The 15,634-nt window shown below is 69.2% G+C and carries 18 protein-coding genes; 7 read left to right on the forward strand and 11 right to left on the reverse strand.

Annotation, left to right across the window (positions count from 1 at the left end; translation table 11 throughout):
- Positions 1 to 5: 5 nt before the first annotated feature.
- The 4 genes from pcaF to ACWF82_RS17725 are packed head-to-tail and all read right to left on the reverse strand — an operon-like array spanning position 6 to position 4,301.
- Positions 6 to 1,205, reverse strand: coding sequence for a 3-oxoadipyl-CoA thiolase (gene pcaF, locus ACWF82_RS17710; RefSeq protein WP_452502359.1), 1,200 nt, complete (start codon positions 1,203 to 1,205; stop codon positions 6 to 8).
- On the reverse strand, positions 1,202 to 2,359 hold the full coding sequence (locus ACWF82_RS17715) for an acyl-CoA dehydrogenase family protein (protein WP_452502361.1): 1,158 nt from the start codon (positions 2,357 to 2,359) through the stop codon (positions 1,202 to 1,204). Before ACWF82_RS17715 ends, pcaF begins: the two co-directional genes overlap by 4 nt.
- 21 nt (positions 2,360 to 2,380) lie before the next feature.
- A complete protein-coding gene (fabG, locus tag ACWF82_RS17720) occupies positions 2,381 to 3,133 on the reverse strand; it encodes a 3-oxoacyl-ACP reductase FabG (protein WP_452502363.1) in 753 nt (250 codons plus the stop codon).
- Between the two features lie 16 nt (positions 3,134 to 3,149).
- A complete protein-coding gene (locus ACWF82_RS17725) occupies positions 3,150 to 4,301 on the reverse strand; it encodes an acyl-CoA dehydrogenase family protein (RefSeq protein ID WP_452502365.1) in 1,152 nt (383 codons plus the stop codon).
- A gap of 137 nt (positions 4,302 to 4,438) precedes the next feature.
- Between ACWF82_RS17725 and ACWF82_RS17730 the strand changes: the two genes are divergently transcribed.
- The gene (locus ACWF82_RS17730) at positions 4,439 to 5,074 is read left to right on the forward strand and encodes a TetR/AcrR family transcriptional regulator (protein WP_452502367.1); all 636 of its coding nucleotides are present in this window, start codon (positions 4,439 to 4,441) and stop codon (positions 5,072 to 5,074) included.
- A 93-nt stretch (positions 5,075 to 5,167) separates the two neighbouring features.
- Here ACWF82_RS17730 and pafA read toward each other — a convergent pair whose 3' ends face one another.
- The 5 genes from pafA to dop all read right to left on the reverse strand — a co-directional run bounded on the left by pafA (position 5,168) and on the right by dop (position 10,155).
- Complete coding sequence (gene pafA / locus ACWF82_RS17735) at positions 5,168 to 6,526, reverse strand: Pup--protein ligase (RefSeq protein ID WP_452502369.1); 1,359 nt, start codon at positions 6,524 to 6,526, stop codon at positions 5,168 to 5,170.
- Positions 6,527 to 6,692: 166 nt separating this feature from the next.
- A complete protein-coding gene (prcA, locus tag ACWF82_RS17740) occupies positions 6,693 to 7,460 on the reverse strand; it encodes a proteasome subunit alpha (RefSeq protein WP_452502371.1) in 768 nt (255 codons plus the stop codon).
- The gene (gene prcB / locus ACWF82_RS17745) at positions 7,457 to 8,302 is read right to left on the reverse strand and encodes a proteasome subunit beta (RefSeq protein ID WP_452502373.1); all 846 of its coding nucleotides are present in this window, start codon (positions 8,300 to 8,302) and stop codon (positions 7,457 to 7,459) included. The genes prcA and prcB overlap by 4 nt, the downstream gene beginning before the upstream one ends.
- Positions 8,299 to 8,493 (reverse strand): ubiquitin-like protein Pup, encoded by a 195-nt coding sequence (locus ACWF82_RS17750; RefSeq protein WP_019047503.1) that lies wholly within the window; start codon positions 8,491 to 8,493, stop codon positions 8,299 to 8,301. Before ACWF82_RS17750 ends, prcB begins: the two co-directional genes overlap by 4 nt.
- Positions 8,494 to 8,655: 162 nt before the next feature.
- The gene (dop, locus tag ACWF82_RS17755; protein ID WP_189022959.1) at positions 8,656 to 10,155 is read right to left on the reverse strand and encodes a depupylase/deamidase Dop; all 1,500 of its coding nucleotides are present in this window, start codon (positions 10,153 to 10,155) and stop codon (positions 8,656 to 8,658) included.
- A 140-nt stretch (positions 10,156 to 10,295) separates the two neighbouring features.
- On the opposite strand from dop, the gene ACWF82_RS17760 reads away from it, so the two are divergent.
- Together ACWF82_RS17760 and ACWF82_RS17765 are read left to right on the forward strand one after the other, a co-directional pair.
- On the forward strand, positions 10,296 to 10,475 hold the full coding sequence (locus ACWF82_RS17760; protein ID WP_452502375.1) for a hypothetical protein: 180 nt from the start codon (positions 10,296 to 10,298) through the stop codon (positions 10,473 to 10,475).
- Between the two features lie 94 nt (positions 10,476 to 10,569).
- The gene (locus ACWF82_RS17765; protein ID WP_452502377.1) at positions 10,570 to 11,748 is read left to right on the forward strand and encodes a DUF418 domain-containing protein; all 1,179 of its coding nucleotides are present in this window, start codon (positions 10,570 to 10,572) and stop codon (positions 11,746 to 11,748) included.
- Position 11,749: 1 nt separating this feature from the next.
- Here the strand turns inward: ACWF82_RS17765 and ACWF82_RS17770 are convergent, their stop codons facing one another.
- Positions 11,750 to 12,475: a TetR/AcrR family transcriptional regulator gene (locus tag ACWF82_RS17770; protein ID WP_452502379.1), complete on the reverse strand. Its 726-nt coding sequence runs from the start codon at positions 12,473 to 12,475 to the stop codon at positions 11,750 to 11,752.
- Between the two features lie 232 nt (positions 12,476 to 12,707).
- Between ACWF82_RS17770 and ACWF82_RS17775 the strand changes: the two genes are divergently transcribed.
- The 3 genes from ACWF82_RS17775 to ACWF82_RS17785 all read left to right on the forward strand — a co-directional run bounded on the left by ACWF82_RS17775 (position 12,708) and on the right by ACWF82_RS17785 (position 14,537).
- Complete coding sequence (locus tag ACWF82_RS17775) at positions 12,708 to 13,007, forward strand: DUF6412 domain-containing protein (RefSeq protein ID WP_452502381.1); 300 nt, start codon at positions 12,708 to 12,710, stop codon at positions 13,005 to 13,007.
- A gap of 94 nt (positions 13,008 to 13,101) precedes the next feature.
- Positions 13,102 to 13,983, forward strand: coding sequence for a membrane protein insertase YidC (gene yidC / locus ACWF82_RS17780; RefSeq protein WP_452502382.1), 882 nt, complete (start codon positions 13,102 to 13,104; stop codon positions 13,981 to 13,983).
- A 20-nt stretch (positions 13,984 to 14,003) separates the two neighbouring features.
- Entirely contained in the window at positions 14,004 to 14,537 is a 534-nt protein-coding gene (locus ACWF82_RS17785) for an NUDIX hydrolase (RefSeq protein ID WP_452502384.1), read from the forward strand.
- 10 nt (positions 14,538 to 14,547) lie between these two features.
- Here the strand turns inward: ACWF82_RS17785 and ACWF82_RS17790 are convergent, their stop codons facing one another.
- On the reverse strand, positions 14,548 to 14,904 hold the full coding sequence (locus ACWF82_RS17790; protein ID WP_452502386.1) for an arsenate reductase family protein: 357 nt from the start codon (positions 14,902 to 14,904) through the stop codon (positions 14,548 to 14,550).
- Between the two features lie 68 nt (positions 14,905 to 14,972).
- Here ACWF82_RS17790 and ACWF82_RS17795 point away from each other — a divergent pair, with 68 nt between their 5' ends.
- Positions 14,973 to 15,476 carry a nitroreductase/quinone reductase family protein gene (locus ACWF82_RS17795; RefSeq protein WP_452502388.1) on the forward strand — a complete coding sequence of 168 codons (504 nt, stop codon included), beginning with the start codon at positions 14,973 to 14,975 and terminating at the stop codon, positions 15,474 to 15,476.
- Positions 15,477 to 15,634: the final 158 nt, after the last annotated feature.

The following is a 15,634-nucleotide window of genomic DNA, read 5'->3' on the forward strand; positions in this document are numbered from 1 at the left end:
TGGGCTCAGCGGCGGAGATGGACCGCGAGGCCCTGCCCGACACCGACGCACAGGGTGGCCACCGCGTGCCGGGCATCGCGGTCGGCGAGCTCGATCGCGGCGGTGAGCGCCAGGCGCGCACCGCTGGCTCCGAGCGGGTGACCCAGGGCGATGGCGCCGCCGTTCGGGTTCACGTGCTCGGCGTCGTCGGGCAGGCCGAGTCCGCGCAGCACGGCCAGCGCCTGCGCGGCGAAGGCCTCGTTGAGTTCGACGACGTCGATGTCGCCGATCCCCAGACCTGTTCGCGCGAGCAGCTTCTCGACGGCGGGCACCGGTCCGATACCCATGGTGCGCGGCGGCACACCGGCCGCTGTCACCGTCCCGACCTCGGCCAGCGGTGTCAGGCCGTAGCGCCGCACCGCGGCTTCCGAGACCAGCAGCACCGCGGCGGCGCCGTCGTTGATCCCCGAGGAGTTGCCCGCGGTGATCGACCCACCGGGCACCACGGCTCGCAGGCCCGCGAGCGCCTCCGTGCTGGTCTCGCGCGGATGCTCATCGCGGTCGACGACGATCGGTTCGCCCCGCCGCTGCGCAACCGGTACCGCGGTGATCTCGCGGGCGAGCCTGCCCCGCGCGATCGCCGCGGCCGCCCGCTGCTGGGAGCGCAGCGCGAACGCGTCCTGGTCGGCGCGGGCGATGCCGTAGTCGTCGGCGACGTGCTGGGCGGTCTCGGGCATCGTGTCGATGCCGTATCGCTCCCGCATCCGCGGGTTCACCAGCCGCCAGCCCAGCGTCGTGTCGGCGAGCTGGGCCGAACGTTCCCACGGTGCACCGGTTTTGGCCATGACGTAGGGCGCCCTGGTCATGGATTCGACGCCGCCCGCGATCACCAGATCCGCATCGCCCGCCTTGATCGCCCTGGCCGCGTAGGCGACCGCGTCCAGACCCGACGCGCACAGCCGGTTGACCGTCACGCCGGGCACACCCACCGGCAGCCCCGCCAGCAGCGCCGCCATCCGGGCGACGTTGCGGTTGTCCTCGCCCGCCTGGTTCGCGCAGCCGAACACGACGTCGTCGACGGCGGCCCAGTCGACGGCCGGAAGCCGGTGTGTCAGTGCGGTGATCACGTGGGCGGCCAGGTCGTCGGGGCGCACGGCGGCCAGCGCGCCACCGTAGCGGCCGAACGGCGTGCGGACGCCGTCGACCAGGTACGCGGGGCCCGTCACAAGCCCATATCCTTGGCGATGATCATCTTCATCACCTCGCTGGTGCCGCCGTAGATGCGGTTCACCCGGTTGTCGGCGTACAACCGGGCCACCGGGTACTCGTTGATGTAGCCGTAGCCGCCGTGCAGCTGCAGGCAGCGGTCGATCACCCGCGAGGCCATCTCGGTGCAGAACAGCTTCGCCGAGGCGGCGTCAGCCGGGGTGAGTTCCCCGCGGTCGAGCGCGTCCAGCGCGCGGTCGACCACGGCTTCGGCGGCGTCGACCTCGGCCCGGCAGGCGGCCAGCTCGAACTTGGTGTTCTGGAAGTGCGACACCGGCTGACCGAAAACGGTGCGGCCCCTGGTGTATTCGAGGGCGAAGCGGATCGCGGACTTGGCCTGCGCGTAGGCGCCCACCGCGATGGACAGCCGCTCCTGCGGCAGGTTCTGCCCGAGGTAGCTGAAACCCCGGTGCGGTTCACCGAGCAGATCGGTGACCGGCACCCGCACATCGGTGAACGACAGTTCGGCGGTGTCGGACACCTTCAAGCCGAGCTTGTCGAGCTTGCGGCCGACGGTGTACCCCGGCGACTTCGTGTCGACAACGAACAGCGAAATACCGTGGCGGCGATCGGAATCCGACGGCGGAGCCGTCCGGGCGCAGACGATCACCCGATCGGCATGGACACCACCGGTGATGAATGTCTTCGAACCATTGAGCACGTAGTGGGTGCCGTCCTCGGACAGCTGCGCGGTGGTGCGCATGCCGGCCAGGTCCGATCCGGTGCCCGGCTCGGTCATCGCGATGGCGAACATGAGCTCCCCGGACACGAAGCCCGGCAGCCACCGCTGCTTCTGCTCCTCGGTCGCCAGGTTCTTCAGATAGGGAAGGCACAACCCGACGTGCACGCCCGAACCACCGAAAGACACACCGGCACGGGCGGTCTCCTCCATGAGGATCGCCTGGAACTTGAACGAGTCGATCCCGGCGCCGCCGTACTCCTCGGGCACCTCGATGCCGAAGACACCAAGATCGGCCAGGCTGCGGTAGAACTCGCGCGGCACGATGCCCGCCTCGTACCACTGCTCGTACACGGGAACGACCTGCGATTCGATGAACGCGCGCGCCGTCTTGCGGAACGCCTCGTGCTCATCGGTGAAAACTGTGCGCTGCATGATGATGATCTCCGGAAGTCTCTAGAGACGGCGTCCGCCGTCGACGTACACGGTCTGGCCGGTGACGAACCCGGCATCGTCGGAAGCGAGGAAGGCCACCACATTCGCGATGTCGTCCGGCGTGCCGACCCGCCGCAACGGTGTGATCGCAGCCGTCTTGGCCTGCAGTTCCTCCGCGCTGACCCCGATCCGCGCCGCGGTGGCCGCGGTCATCTCGGTGGCGATGAAGCCGGGCGCGACCGCGTTGACGCGGATGCCGAACGGGCCGAGTTCCATGGCCAATGTGCGAGTCAGGCCCTGGATACCCGCCTTGGCCGCGGCGTAGTTGGCCTGCCCGCGATTGCCCAGCGCCGACACGCTCGAGGTGTTCACGATCGCACCACCGCCCTGGTCCACCATGTGTTTCTGGGCGGCCTTGCTGCACAGGAAGGCGCCGCGCAGGTGCACCGCCATGACGGTGTCCCAGTCGTCCACCGACATCTTGTACAGCAGGTTGTCGCGCAGCACCCCGGCGTTGTTCACCAGCACGTCCAGCGAGCCGAGGTCGGCGACGGTGCGTGCCACCGCGGCGGCGACCGAGGCCTCGTCGGCGACATCGCAGCCGAGGCCGATCGCGGTGCCGCCCGCCGCGTTGATCTTCCCGGCGGTCAGGACGGCGGCGTCGGCGTCGAGATCGACGACGGCGACGGCGAATCCGCCTGCGGCCAGCCGGGCGGCGGTGGCCGCGCCGATGCCGCGGGCCGCCCCGGTGACGAAGGCAGTTCTGTGGGTCATGGGTCGTACTCCTGTGTCAGACAATGGCGTTCACGCCGGTCAGCGCGCGGCCGATGAGCAGTTTCTGGATCTGGGTGGTGCCCTCGTAGAGGGTCAGCACGCGCGCGTCGCGCAGATACTTCGCGATGGGGTACTCGTCGATGTAGCCGTACCCGCCGAACACCTGGATGGCGTTGTTGGCCGCCTTCACCGCGGCCTCGGAGGCGAACAGTTTCGCCATCGATGCCGCGGTGCCGAACGGTTCGCCCCGGTCGACGAGATCGGCTGCGCGCCACGCCAGCAGGCGCGCCGCCTCGGTCTCGACGGCGATGTCGGCGAGCAGTTCCTGCACCAGCTGATAGCCGGCGATCGGCTTGCCGAACTGTTCGCGCTCCCCCGCGTAGCGCACCGCCGCCTCGAGGCACGCGCGCGCCAGACCGACACACCCCGCGGCGACGCCCATGCGGCCCTTGTCCAGCGCCGCCATGGCGATCCGGAAGCCCTGCCCCTCTTCACCGAGGCGCAGCGCATCCGGCACCCGCACCCGGTCGAGGACCAGTTCGGCGGTGGCCTGGCCGCGCAGGCCGAGCTTGCCCTTGATCTCGGTGCGGCCGAAGCCCGGCGCATCGGTCGGCACGAGGAACGCGGTCACGCCCTTCGGTCCCGGTCCCCCGGTGCGCGCGAACACGAGCGCGACGTCGGCCCAGGTGCCGTTGGTGATGAAGATCTTGGTGCCGTCGATGATCCAGTCCGACCCGTCGCGGGTGGCGCGGGTGATCAGGTTGGCGGCGTCGGAGCCGGTGCCCGGCTCGGTGAGCGCGAAGCAGCCGAGCTGTTCGCCCGCGCACAGCGGCGGCAGGAAGCGGCGCTTCTGTTCCTCGCTGCCGTACCCGGCGATCGACTTGCCGACCAGCCCGAGCGAGACCGACACGATGCCGCGCACCGCGCTGTCACCCCGGCCGAGCTCTTCGAGCAGCACGCAGTAGGCCAGGGCGTCACCGCCGGAACCGCCGTATTCCTCGTCGATCCCGATCCCGAGGAACCCCAGCGCGCCGAGCTTGCCGACGATCGCCGGGTCGACCGATTCCTCCCGGTCCCAGTGCGCGGCATGCGGCACGACTTCCTTGTCCACCCACGTACGGGCGAGCTCGCGCAGATCACTGTGCGCTTGCGTGAGTGCGAGATCCATCGGACCACTCCTGAACCAAACGGTGTTAGGTTTACTCGGGCACCGTATCCTAACGCCGTTCGGTTAATCAAGGGGCAAAATGCCCATCGGTGATAGCGTTCGAATCCCGACCGGACCCGAACAGACAGGAGTGGCACATGGCGCGGCCGCGCGTACCGCTGTTGAGCCGCGAGCGCATCCGCGACACCGCGCTGACCCTGATCGACCGGGACGGGCTGGCCGAGGTCTCCATGCGCAAGCTGGCCGCCGAACTCGGCGTGCAGGCCGCCTCGCTCTACGGCCACTACCCGAACAAGGACGACCTGTTCGACGACATCGCCACCGGCATCATGAGCCACGTCGACACCTCGGCGTTCGACACCGAGCGCTGGGACGAGGCACTGGCCGCCTGGGCGCGCAGCTATCGGTCGGCACTGGTCGCGCACCCGAATTTCGTGCCCTACCTCGCCGCGGGCCCGGGACGTCGCGCCGAGAACCTGCGCGCGGCCGACGCCGTGCACGGCGGCCTGGTCGGCGCGGGCTGGCCGCCGCGCTACGCGACCATGATCGGTGCGGCGACCCGCTACCTGGTGATGGGCTCGACGGTCGGTTCGTTCGCGGGCGGGTTCGCCGACGACGTGCAGGTCTACCGAGACCGCTACCCGCACCTGAACCAGGCGCACCTGCTGCGCGCGGTGGCCGAGCAGATCGACGACGACAGCTTCGAGCTGGCCCTGACCTCGTTCATCGCCGGACTGAGCGCCAGCTACGCGAACGTCGTCAGCACCGGCTGAGCCCGCACGCGACGACGGGACCGGTGGCGCCTACGCAATCGCTCCCATGCGCCACCGGTCCCGTCGCAGATCCCCCCTGCTCAGGGGGTACGCCTACATCGAGGCGATCAGCCGATCGACACGCTCGTCGACCGACCGGAACGGATCCTTGCACAACACGGTGCGCTGCGCTTGATCGTTCAACTTCAGATGCACCCAGTCGACCGTGAAATCGCGGCCGGCCTCCTGAGCAGCGGTGATGAAGTCACCACGCAGCTTGGCTCGCGTGGTCTGCGGCGGGGTCTCCACCGCGGCGTCGACGGCCTCGTCCTCGGTGATCCGCTTGGCCAGCCCCTTGCGCTGCAGCAGGTCGAAGACGCCGCGGCCGCGCTTGATGTCGTGGTAGGCCAGGTCGATCTGGGCGATCTTCGGGTCGGACAGCTCCATGTTGTAGCGGTCCTGGTAGCGCTGGAACAGCTTGCGCTTGATCACCCAGTCGATCTCGGTGTCGACCTTGGCGAAGTCCTGCGCCTCGACCGCGTCGAGGGTGCGGCCCCACAGATCCACCACCGCGTCGACCTGCGGATCGCGGTCGCGATTGCGCAGGTGCTCGACGGCGCGGGCGTAGTACTCGCGCTGGATCTCGAGTGCGCTGGCCTGACGTCCACCGGCCAGCCGCACCGGACGGCGGCCGGTCAGATCGTGGCTGACCTCGCGGATCGCCCGGATCGGGTTGTCGAGGGCGAAGTCGCGGAACGACACACCCGCCTCGATCATCTCCAGCACCAGCGACGCCGTGCCCACCTTGAGCATGGTGGTCGGCTCGGCCATGTTCGAGTCACCGACGATCACGTGCAGGCGCCGGTACTTCTCGGCGTCGGCGTGCGGCTCGTCGCGGGTGTTGATGATCGGGCGCGAGCGGGTGGTCGCCGAGGAGACGCCCTCCCAGATGTGCTCGGCGCGCTGCGACAGGCAGAACGTGGCCGCCTTGGGCGTCTGCAGGACCTTGCCCGCACCGCAGATGAGCTGGCGGGTGACCAGGAACGGCAGCAACACATCGGAGATCCGGGAGAACTCTCCCGCGCGGACCACGAGGAAGTTCTCATGGCAGCCGTAGGAGTTGCCCGCGGAGTCGGTGTTGTTCTTGAACAGGTAGATGTCACCGCCGATGCCTTCCTCGGCGAGACGCTGTTCGGCGTCTATGAGCAGGTCTTCCAGGACCCGCTCACCGGCCCGGTCGTGGGTGACCAGCTGCACCAGGCTGTCGCATTCTGCGGTGGCGTACTCGGGATGCGATCCGACGTCGAGGTACAACCTGGCACCGTTGCGAAGGAAGACATTAGAGCTACGGCCCCAGGACACCACCCGGCGGAACAGGTACCGGGCTACCTCGTCGGGGGACAGCCGACGGTGACCGTGGAAGGTGCATGTCACACCGAACTCGGTCTCGATCCCCATGATTCGTCGCTGCACATTATCGACACTACAGCCATGACCAGTGCCCGCGCGGCGCTCCGGACAACCCATCTGCATACGTGTTCACAACGATTCGGACAGCGAACGACCGGGCGGGCACGACGAGAACGGACCCGTGGACCGGATCGGTCCGCGGGCCCGTTCATGATCGTGACGGCGGGATCTACTCCCCCGCGCCGTCCTCGGGCTCGGGTAGCTTCGCCTCTTTCACGGCTTTCGCCTTCGGCGTCCCGAGCGCCTTCTCCAGCGCGGGACCCTGCAACCTGCGGAACGCCCGCCGCGGCCGGGCCTGCTCGAGCGTGGCCACCTCGAGGGAGGCCTCACCGAGCGAGCGCTTGTCCTTGTCGGCCTCGGGCTGACCGGCCTGCAGCGCCCCGATCGCCACCTTCAGCGCGTCGTCCAGGGACAGACCCGGCTTGTAGGCGGCCTTGAGCGCGGTCACGATCGGCTCGGTGGTGCCGCCCATGACGACGTACTCGCGTTCGTCGACGATGGACCCGTCGAAGGTGATCCGGTACAGCACCGAGGTCGGCGACTGCTCCGGATAGCCCACCTCGGCGACGCACAGCTCCACCTCGTAGGGCTTGAGCTGATCGGTGAAGATCGAGCCGAGGCTCTGGGCGTACAGGTTGGCCAGCCCACGACCGGTGACATCGCGCCGGTCGTACTGGTAGCCCTTGAGGTCGGCCTGCAGGATGCCACCACGACGCAGGGCCTCGAACTCGTTGTACTTGCCGACCGCGGCGAAACCGATGCGGTCGTAGAGTTCGCTGACCTTGTGCAGCGTCGCCGAGGGGTTCTCGGCGACGAACAGCACGCCCTTGTCGTAGACCAGCACCACCACGCTGCGACCGCGACCGATGCCCTTGCGGGCGAGCTCGGTCTTGTCGCGCATGATCTGCTCGGCCGAGGCGTAATACGGCAGCGTCATACGACGGCGCCCCCTTCTTCCGCGGCTTCCCGATCGGCGATCACGGCCCTGGCCACCTCGGCGAGCAGATCCTCGCCGATCTCGGCCGCACCGTCGGCGTCGATCACCACCGCCGTCGGATAGATCCCGCGCAACAGGTCGGGACCACCGGTGGCGGTGTCGTCGTCGGCGGCGTCGAACAGCGATTCCACCGCGATCCGCAGCGCCCGGTCCTGAGCGATGCCGCGCTGGTAGAGCTTCTTCAGCGAGGACTTCGCGAACCCGGAACCCGAACCGACCGCGGTGTAGCCGAACCGCTCCTCGCTGCGCCCGCCGACCACGTCGTAGGACACGATCCGGCCGGAGCGGTCCTCGTCGGTGGCCTGGTCGTCGTAGCCGACCAGGATCGGCACGACCGCAAGGCCCTGCATGGCGGCAGGCAGGTTGTCACGGACCATCTTCGACAGCTTGTTGGCCTTACCGTCGAAGGTCAGCGGCACGCCTTCGATCTTCTCGTAGTACTCGAGCTCCACCGCGAACAGCCGGATCATCTCGATCGCGATGCCGGCGGTGCCCGCGATGCCTGCCGCCGAGAAGGTGTCGGTGATGTAGACCTTCTCGGTGTCGCGGCTGGCGAGCAGGTTGCCCATGGTGGCCCTGCGGTCGCCCGCGATCAGCACGCCACCGCGGTAGGTGACCGCGACGATGGTGGTGCCGTGAGGCGCCAGATCCTTCGCCGCGGTCAGGTCCGAGGCCGCGAACCTGTTGCCGGGCAACAGGTCGGGAGCGTGCATTCGCAGGTGTTCGGTGAACGAGGAGAGAGCCTGCCCCGCATGGAGGCGCAACGGATCACCTGAGGTCACTGGCCGCCCTTCTGCACATACGCCCGCACGAAGTCCTCGGCGTTCTCCTCGAGCACGTCATCGATCTCGTCGAGCAGGTCGTCGGTCTCCTCCGCGAGCTTCTCGCGGCGTTCCTGACCCGCCGCGTCGACACCCTCGGGACCCTCGTCCTCGTCGCCACCCCCGGCGCGCTTGGTCTGCTCTTGTGCCATGGCAGCCGACCTCCTCTTTCCTCATCATGACCGCGACCTTTCGGATGAGCACGGTCGACGGTCATGAGCAATGTTCGTGCTCGTCCTACAACCCTACCGAGCGGATCCGACAAGGTGGTCTATTAGCGATCGGATTGTCGCCCTGTCGTGCCGGAAAAGGCCTCAGTGGGTGAGCTGGTCGACGAGTTCGGCCGCCGACTGCGCGGCGTCGAGCAGCTTGCCGACGTGCGCCTTCGTCCCGCGCCGCGGCTCCAGCGTCGGGATCCGCACCAGCGAATCACCACCCAGATCGAAGATCACCGAATCCCAACTGGCGGCGGCGATATCGGCGCCGAACCGGCGCAGGCACTCGCCACGGAAGTACGCGCGGGTGTCGGTCGGCGGCTTGGTCATCGCGTCGAGCACATCCTGTTCGCTGACGAGCCGCTTCATCGAGCCGCGCGCCACCAGGCGGTTGTAGAGGCCCTTGTCCAGGCGCACATCGGAATACTGCAGGTCCATCAGGTGTAGCTTCGGCGCGGCCCAGCCGAGGCCCTCACGGCTGCGCATACCCTCGAGCAGGCGCAGCTTGGCCGGCCAGTCGAGCAGGTTCGCGCATTCCATCGGGTCGCGCTCGAGCAGGTCGAGCACCATGGCCCAGTTGTCGACGATGTCGCGCACGCGCGGGTCGTCGTTGCCTTCGCGGTCGATGAACTTGGCGACGCGCTCGTGGTAGAGCCGTTGCAGCGCAAGGCCGGTCAGCTCGCGGCCGTCGGCCAGCGCCACGGTGGCGCGCAGCGACGGGTCGTGGCTGATCTGGTGCACGGCGGTGACCGGACGGGCCAGCTGGAACTCCGAGAGGTCCTCGCCCGCCTCGATCAGGTCGAGCACCAGCGCGGTGGTGCCGACCTTGAGGTAGGTCGACATCTCGGCGAGGTTGGCGTCGCCGATGATCACGTGCAGGCGCCGGTACTTGTCGGCGTCGGCGTGCGGCTCGTCGCGGGTGTTGATGATGCCGCGCTTGAGCGTGGTCTCGAGGCCGACCTCGACCTCGATGTAGTCCGCGCGCTGGGACAGCTGGAAGCCGGCGTGGTCACCGGACTGGCCGATGCCGACCCGGCCGGACCCGCAGATCACCTGACGGGAGACGAAGAACGGCGTCAGGCCCGCGATGATGTGGCTGAACGGGGTGTCGCGGTTCATCAGGTAGTTCTCGTGGGTGCCGTAGGAGGCGCCCTTGCCGTCGACGTTGTTCTTGTAGAGCTGCAGGCGCGGCGCGCCGGGGACACTGGAGGCGTGCCGGGCGGCGGCCTCCATCACCCGCTCGCCCGCCTTGTCCCAGATGACCGCGTCGAGCGGGTCGACGACCTCGGGCGCGGAGTACTCCGGGTGGGCGTGGTCGACGTAGAGCCGGGCGCCGTTGGTGAGGATCATGTTCGCCGCGCCGACCTCGTCGGCGTCGATCACGGGCGCGGGCCCGCTCATCCGGCTCAGATCGAAACCACGCGCGTCACGCAGCGGGGATTCCACCTCGTAGTCCCACCGGGTCCGCTTGGCCCGCGGCACCCCTTCGGCGGCCGCGTAGGCGAGCACGGCCTGGGTGGAGGTGAGGATCGGGTTGGCCGTCGGCTCCGTGGGGGTCGAGATGCCGTACTCGACCTCGATTCCGATGATGCGCTGCATGCTGTCGAGCCTAGGCGACGCGCCGGACACACACCGGCATCTCGGCCCAGCGGGCTCTGTGGCCCCCGACTCAGGCCGGCGGGCGCAGACCGGTCAGCAGCCGCGCTATATCGTCCGCGGCCTGATCAGGACGCACCGCAGTGTGTTCCACCAGCGACCGGTACGACCCGATGGAGCATGTCGAGCTCCTGGTCCGCGGTCTCGGCGCCCGCGCCGTCGTGCTGCCGAGCGGCGGCCACCTCGGCGCGTACGCCGACGACCACATCGACCTGCCGGAGGCGGTCACGCTGGTGGAAGAGGTTCTGGCACACCGCGGCTGAGTGCCGTCCGCGCCCCGAGGTCCCCCTCCAGGAGGACCTCAGGGTGGTCCTCGCGGGCGATCCGATCGGCAGGCGCGGTCGCGATACTCGGACCATGAGCGAATCCGTCCAGCAGCTCGCCACCGACGTCCCGAACCGGCCCGGCCGGCTGATCGCGCTCGATGTCCTGCGTGGCATCGCGATCCTGGGCACCCTCGGCACCAATATCTGGATCTTCACCGACCCGGAAGGGCTCCTCGGGTACATCGACGGGCTCGGGTCGGCGGCGGAGTCCGGCTGGATGTGGTCGGAGCGGGTGTTGCAGCAGCTGGCCCAGGGCAAGTTCCTCGGCCTGCTGACGGTGATGTTCGGCATCGGGCTGGCCATCCAGCAGTCCTCGGCGCAGCGCGCTGGCCGCCGCTGGCCGGGCAAATACCCGCTGCGTGCGGCACTGCTGTTCCTCGACGGCTTGCTGAATTTCCTGCTCGTTGCCGAGTTCGACGTGCTGATGGGGTACGCCGCGACCGGGCTCGTCGTCGCCTATCTCCTCGCTACCAGCGAACGGGCACAGCGCCGCTGGCTGATCACAGCGGCCTCGATCCACGTGACGATGCTGACGCTGCTCGCCGCCGCCCTCGCCTTCGCACCCGCCCAGGAGCCCGCCACCTCGGAACCACTCGACCCGAATCCCTATGCGGACGGCTCCTTCTGGGATCTGGTGCTGTTCCGGCTCGACCACGCGCTCGAGTTCCGGCTGGAAGCGATCTTCGTGTTCCCGATGTCGGTGGCGCTGTTCCTGCTCGGCGCCCGGCTGTACCGGGCGGGCGTGTTCCGGCCGGAAGGCACACGAATCCGCCGGTGGCTCATGGTGATCGGCTTCGCGGTCGCGGCACCGCTGGATTTCACGATCGGTGTCTTCGGCGGCGGCGATCTGGTGCTGTTCACCCGCTACGGCATCGCGCCGTTCGTCGCGCTCGGCATCCTGGCCGCGGTCGCGGAGTTCTACCTGCGCAGGCCGCGGACCGGCTTCGCGGGGACACGTCTGAGCGAGGTCGGCAAGACCGCGCTCAGCTGCTACATCCTGCAGAACCTGCTCGCCGGAATCCTTTGCTACGGCTGGGGTTTCGGGCTGGCGGCGCGGGTACCGGACACCGCGCGGGTTCCGTTCACGATCGGGATCTATGTCCTCGTCGTCGTGCTCATCACGGCCTTCGCCCACCTGTGGCTGCGCCGGTTCGAGCGCGGCCCGGTGGAGTGGCTGTGGCACCGCAGCTATCAGCTGCTGGCCGGCTGAGTCAGCGCAGCCGCTCCGCGGGCGGCGGGGCGGCGTCGGGCGCGACGAGCAGGTCGGCGACGAGCGAATCCCGTTCCAGCGGAACACCGAGACTGCGCGCGTTGCCCTCGAACATCGAGAGCACCGACTCGGTCAGAATGCCCTGCACCTGTTCGGTGGTGAGCACCGGTTCCGGATCGGCCCGCCAGCTGGCGACCACGCCGTCGACGAGCCCGACCGTCCCGAAGGCCATCGGCCTGGCCCGCGCGGGGTCGATACCGAAGCGAGCCAGGCTCGCGGCGAACATGTCGGCCAGCTGCCCGCCCACCTCGCGCCCGGCACCGGCCAGGGTGCCGGTCCCCTCGGGCGCCGCGTCACCGAGAAAACGGTGCAGATTGGGGTGGCATTCGATCCAGCCGAGATAGGTGCCGATGGCGCCGCGGACCGCGTCCTTGAGCGTCCCGTCGGACTCCAACGCGGGCAGCAACTCCGCGAGCAGCAACTCCAGGATGCGCTTGCGGGCCAGCGCGTCGAGTTCGGCACGGCCACCGACGTGCCGGTACACCACGGGCCGCGGCAACGAGAGATGCTCGGCGATCAGCTGCACCGAGATCTCGAGCCCGTGCTCCTCGATCACCTCGATCGCGGCATCGATCATCTCCGCGCGGCGGCGCGCCTTGTGACCGTGCCAGCGGGTGGCGCGGCCGTCACCGATGGGCTGCTCGGCCTGGGCGGATGGTGCAGTCACAGTGCCAACGATACGCGTGTCGATATTGACCGTGACATGGCGTTCCACTAACCGGCACCGCTGCCGCGAGTGAGCCCGCGATGCGCCACGCTACCTCCCCGCGCGATTCCTTCGCCCAGCGCCTGCTGATCGGCTCGGTGCGAAAATCCCGCGATCCGGTGGTCGACATCGACCGGGCCGAGCCGCTCGAACAGCGCCGAGGCACTCGCCGCCGACCGGTATGCTCGACGGCATGCACGCACGGGCAGTGATCTTGGCGTACGCGGTTCTCGCGTGCGTGCTGCCTGCCTTCGTGCTCCTGTCCACTCCGGGTACCGACACCGCGCGCATGCTCGCGTTCGGCGCGGTCGCCGCGGCCATGGTGTGCGCGCTGGTCGCGATCACCGGCCACCGGCAGATTCCGGTACGGGTCGCCGTCGCCGGTCCACCGGGATCGGCGCAGCGCCGGTTGCGCGGTGCCTTTCTGCCACAGAGCAATCCGGATTCCGCGGGCCGTCCGCGGCCACGAGCGCCGGGAATCGATCACCGCTGACGGGCGCAGCGCCCTCCGCGCCGCCCGTCGGATTCCGTGATCCCACTCCCCTTCTCGTGCGTTCACGCACGCCCTCCGGACAGGTCGTCCCCTCATGCTCGATGTCGTCTACTTTCCGGTGTCCGCCGCCCTGTGGTGCTGGCACCAGCTCTTCGCCCTCCCCTTCGGACCCGCCGACGGACTCGCCTGGCTCCTCGCCGTCGCCGCGCTCGTGATCACGGTCCGCGCCCTGCTGATCGTGCCCGCACTGCGCCAAGCCCGTTCCCAGGCTGTCCTGCGTTCCCTGCAACCCCGGATGGACAAGATCCGCAAGAAACGTTCCGACGATCAGCGCAAGCAAGCCGAGGAGATCCGGGCGCTGCACCGCGAACACGGGGTCCGGCTCTTCGGCGGACTGGTCCCGATGATCGTGCAGGGCCTGGTGTTCCTCGGCCTGTTCCACGTGCTGCGGTCGTTCGACCGGACCGGCGCCTTCGCGGTCGGCCCGTTCGCCTCGACCGGGACGCCAATGTCGGCCGAGGCCAACAGCGCGACACCGAACTACCTGCTCGGCGTCTCCGAGGTCCGGGCTTTCCTCGACGCCCGGGTGTTCGGCGCACCGCTGTCGGCGACCATGACCGGCGCCGGTGATCTGTTCGTCTCCGTGGCCGCGCTGGCCGTCCCGCTGGTGCTGATCACCGCGCTCGCCACCCATCTCACCGCCCGGCTCACCCCACCCGCGCAGGACGGAACGGCGGCGTTGCTGCGCCGGTTGTCACTGTGGGTGTTTCCGGCGGGCGCGCTGGTCAGCGGCGCGATCCTGCCGGTCGCGGTGCTCGTCTACTTCGCCACCAACGCGGCGTGGACGTGCGGTCAGCAGTATCTGATCCGGCGCAAGCTCGATGCCGAGGCGGCAACCGTGGCGGCGAAGTCCGCGGCGCGAGCCCGTGCCGCCGCACCGCGTCCGGGGGTGAAGCCGCAGCGACAGCCCCGGTGAGCCGGAGTTACCCTCGGGCGGTGCCTGTGAACCCGGAGTCGGAACTGCTCGCCGTCTACGACGCCGCGGGCCAGGTGATCGGCAAAGCGGATCGGGGCACCGTCTATCGCGAGAGTCTCTGGCACGGCAGCGCCGGGGTGCTGGTGCGGTCCGGCGACGGCAGCCGGATCTACGTACATCGGCGCACCGACAGCAAACTCGTCTTCGCCGGCCTGCACGACTGCCTGGCAGGCGGGGTCGTCGACGCGGGTGAGGACCCCGCCGACACCGCGGCCCGCGAACTGCGCGAGGAACTCGGCATCACACTGCCCTCGGGCAGCGCACCGGCCTTGCGCGCCACCGCGTCGTGGGACGGCGTCTGGGCGGGAAAACCGCTGCGCTGCCACCTGTTCGGCTACGAGGTCCGCTACGACGGCCCGATTCGCCACCAGCCGTCCGAGATCGCGGACGGCTGGTGGTGGCGCGATGCCGAACTGCGTGCGCACCTGCGAGATCCGGCATGGCCCTTCGTCCCCGACACCCGCGTCATCCTGGACGACCTGCTCACCGACTGATTTCGCGGGCTCAGTCGAGCGCCCGCAGGGATTCCTCGTCGCGGGCGACGACCGCGCCGCCGTCGGCGGTGAGCACGATGGGTCGCTGGATGAGCTTCGGATGCTCGGCCAGCGCGGCCAGCCACCGGTCGACATCGGCGTCGGTACGACCCCAGCTCGCCATGTCCAGGTCCTTGGCGAGCTGCTCGCCGGTCCGGGTGATATCCCACGGTCGCGCGCCCAGCCGGGCCAGCACCGCGCGCAGTTCGTCGACCGTCGGCGGGTCGTCGAGGTAGCGCCGCACCGTGTACTCGACCCCGGCCGCATCCAGGTGCGCGGTGGCGTTGCGACTCTTCGTACAGCGGGGGTTGTGCCAGATCTCGGTCATACTCGCAGCGTAATAGGCGCGCGAGAACACCGAATGCGGGTGCGGGCGCACCGGACGATACTGGGACCATGACCGACACCGCGCCCTCGGAAAACCCGTACGGCACACCGACAACCACCGGACCCGAACCGATCCGGCCCTACCAGGCCAAGGTCAACACCGTCGTCCGCGGCCTGCTGAAGGTCCCGGTGCTGTCGGGCATCGTCGGCAAGCGCCTGGCCACCCTGCACGTCACCGGCCGCAAATCCGGCAAGGTCTACGAGGTCCCGGTGGCCTACACCGTCCACGACGGCACGCTGCTGATCGGCACATCCCTGCGCCCGTGGGTGAAGAACCTGCGGGGCGGCGCGGAGGTCCTCCTCTCCCGCGGCAGCGCACCCGAAACCTGCACGGCCACGGTGCATTCCGATGAGCACAGCGTGCTCGACCTGTACGCGGTCATCGCCCGCGACAACAAGCAGAACGCCAAGTCCAACGGCATCGGCTACACCTCCGACGGCGAGCCCTCCAAGGCCGACATCTACCAGACCTGGCAGCAGGGCGGTGTCGTCGTACAGCTGACCCCACGCTGACCCGCTCAGGACGACAGCCCATCGGACAGTTCCGATGGGCTGTCGTGCGCTGGGCTACCTGCCGCGGCCGAGGACGTCGCCCCGCCCGCCGGCGCTGGTCACCGATGCGGCAGACTGGACCTTCCTCCCCCTCGAAAGGCAGCAGTGGTGACGCTCGG

The sequence above is a fragment of the Nocardia sp. NPDC055053 genome (assembly GCF_053608285.1).

Excerpts from the sequence above, each read along its gene's own strand:
- fabG (WP_452502363.1), bottom strand. The coding sequence starts at position 3,133 with ATGACCCACAGAACTGCCTTCGTCACCGGGGCGGCCCGCGGCATCGGC.
- prcA (WP_452502371.1), bottom strand. The coding sequence starts at position 7,460 with ATGACGCTGCCGTATTACGCCTCGGCCGAGCAGATCATGCGCGACAAG.
- ACWF82_RS17765 (WP_452502377.1), top strand. The coding sequence starts at position 10,570 with ATGAGCGAATCCGTCCAGCAGCTCGCCACCGACGTCCCGAACCGGCCC.
- dop (WP_189022959.1), bottom strand. The coding sequence starts at position 10,155 with ATGCAGCGCATCATCGGAATCGAGGTCGAGTACGGCATCTCGACCCCC.
- ACWF82_RS17725 (WP_452502365.1), bottom strand. The coding sequence starts at position 4,301 with ATGGATCTCGCACTCACGCAAGCGCACAGTGATCTGCGCGAGCTCGCC.
- ACWF82_RS17750 (WP_019047503.1), bottom strand. The coding sequence starts at position 8,493 with ATGGCACAAGAGCAGACCAAGCGCGCCGGGGGTGGCGACGAGGACGAG.
- yidC (WP_452502382.1), top strand. The coding sequence starts at position 13,102 with ATGCTCGATGTCGTCTACTTTCCGGTGTCCGCCGCCCTGTGGTGCTGG.
- ACWF82_RS17790 (WP_452502386.1), bottom strand. The coding sequence starts at position 14,904 with ATGACCGAGATCTGGCACAACCCCCGCTGTACGAAGAGTCGCAACGCC.
- ACWF82_RS17775 (WP_452502381.1), top strand. The coding sequence starts at position 12,708 with ATGCACGCACGGGCAGTGATCTTGGCGTACGCGGTTCTCGCGTGCGTG.
- ACWF82_RS17795 (WP_452502388.1), top strand. The coding sequence starts at position 14,973 with ATGACCGACACCGCGCCCTCGGAAAACCCGTACGGCACACCGACAACC.
- ACWF82_RS17715 (WP_452502361.1), bottom strand. The coding sequence starts at position 2,359 with ATGCAGCGCACAGTTTTCACCGATGAGCACGAGGCGTTCCGCAAGACG.
- ACWF82_RS17730 (WP_452502367.1), top strand. The coding sequence starts at position 4,439 with ATGGCGCGGCCGCGCGTACCGCTGTTGAGCCGCGAGCGCATCCGCGAC.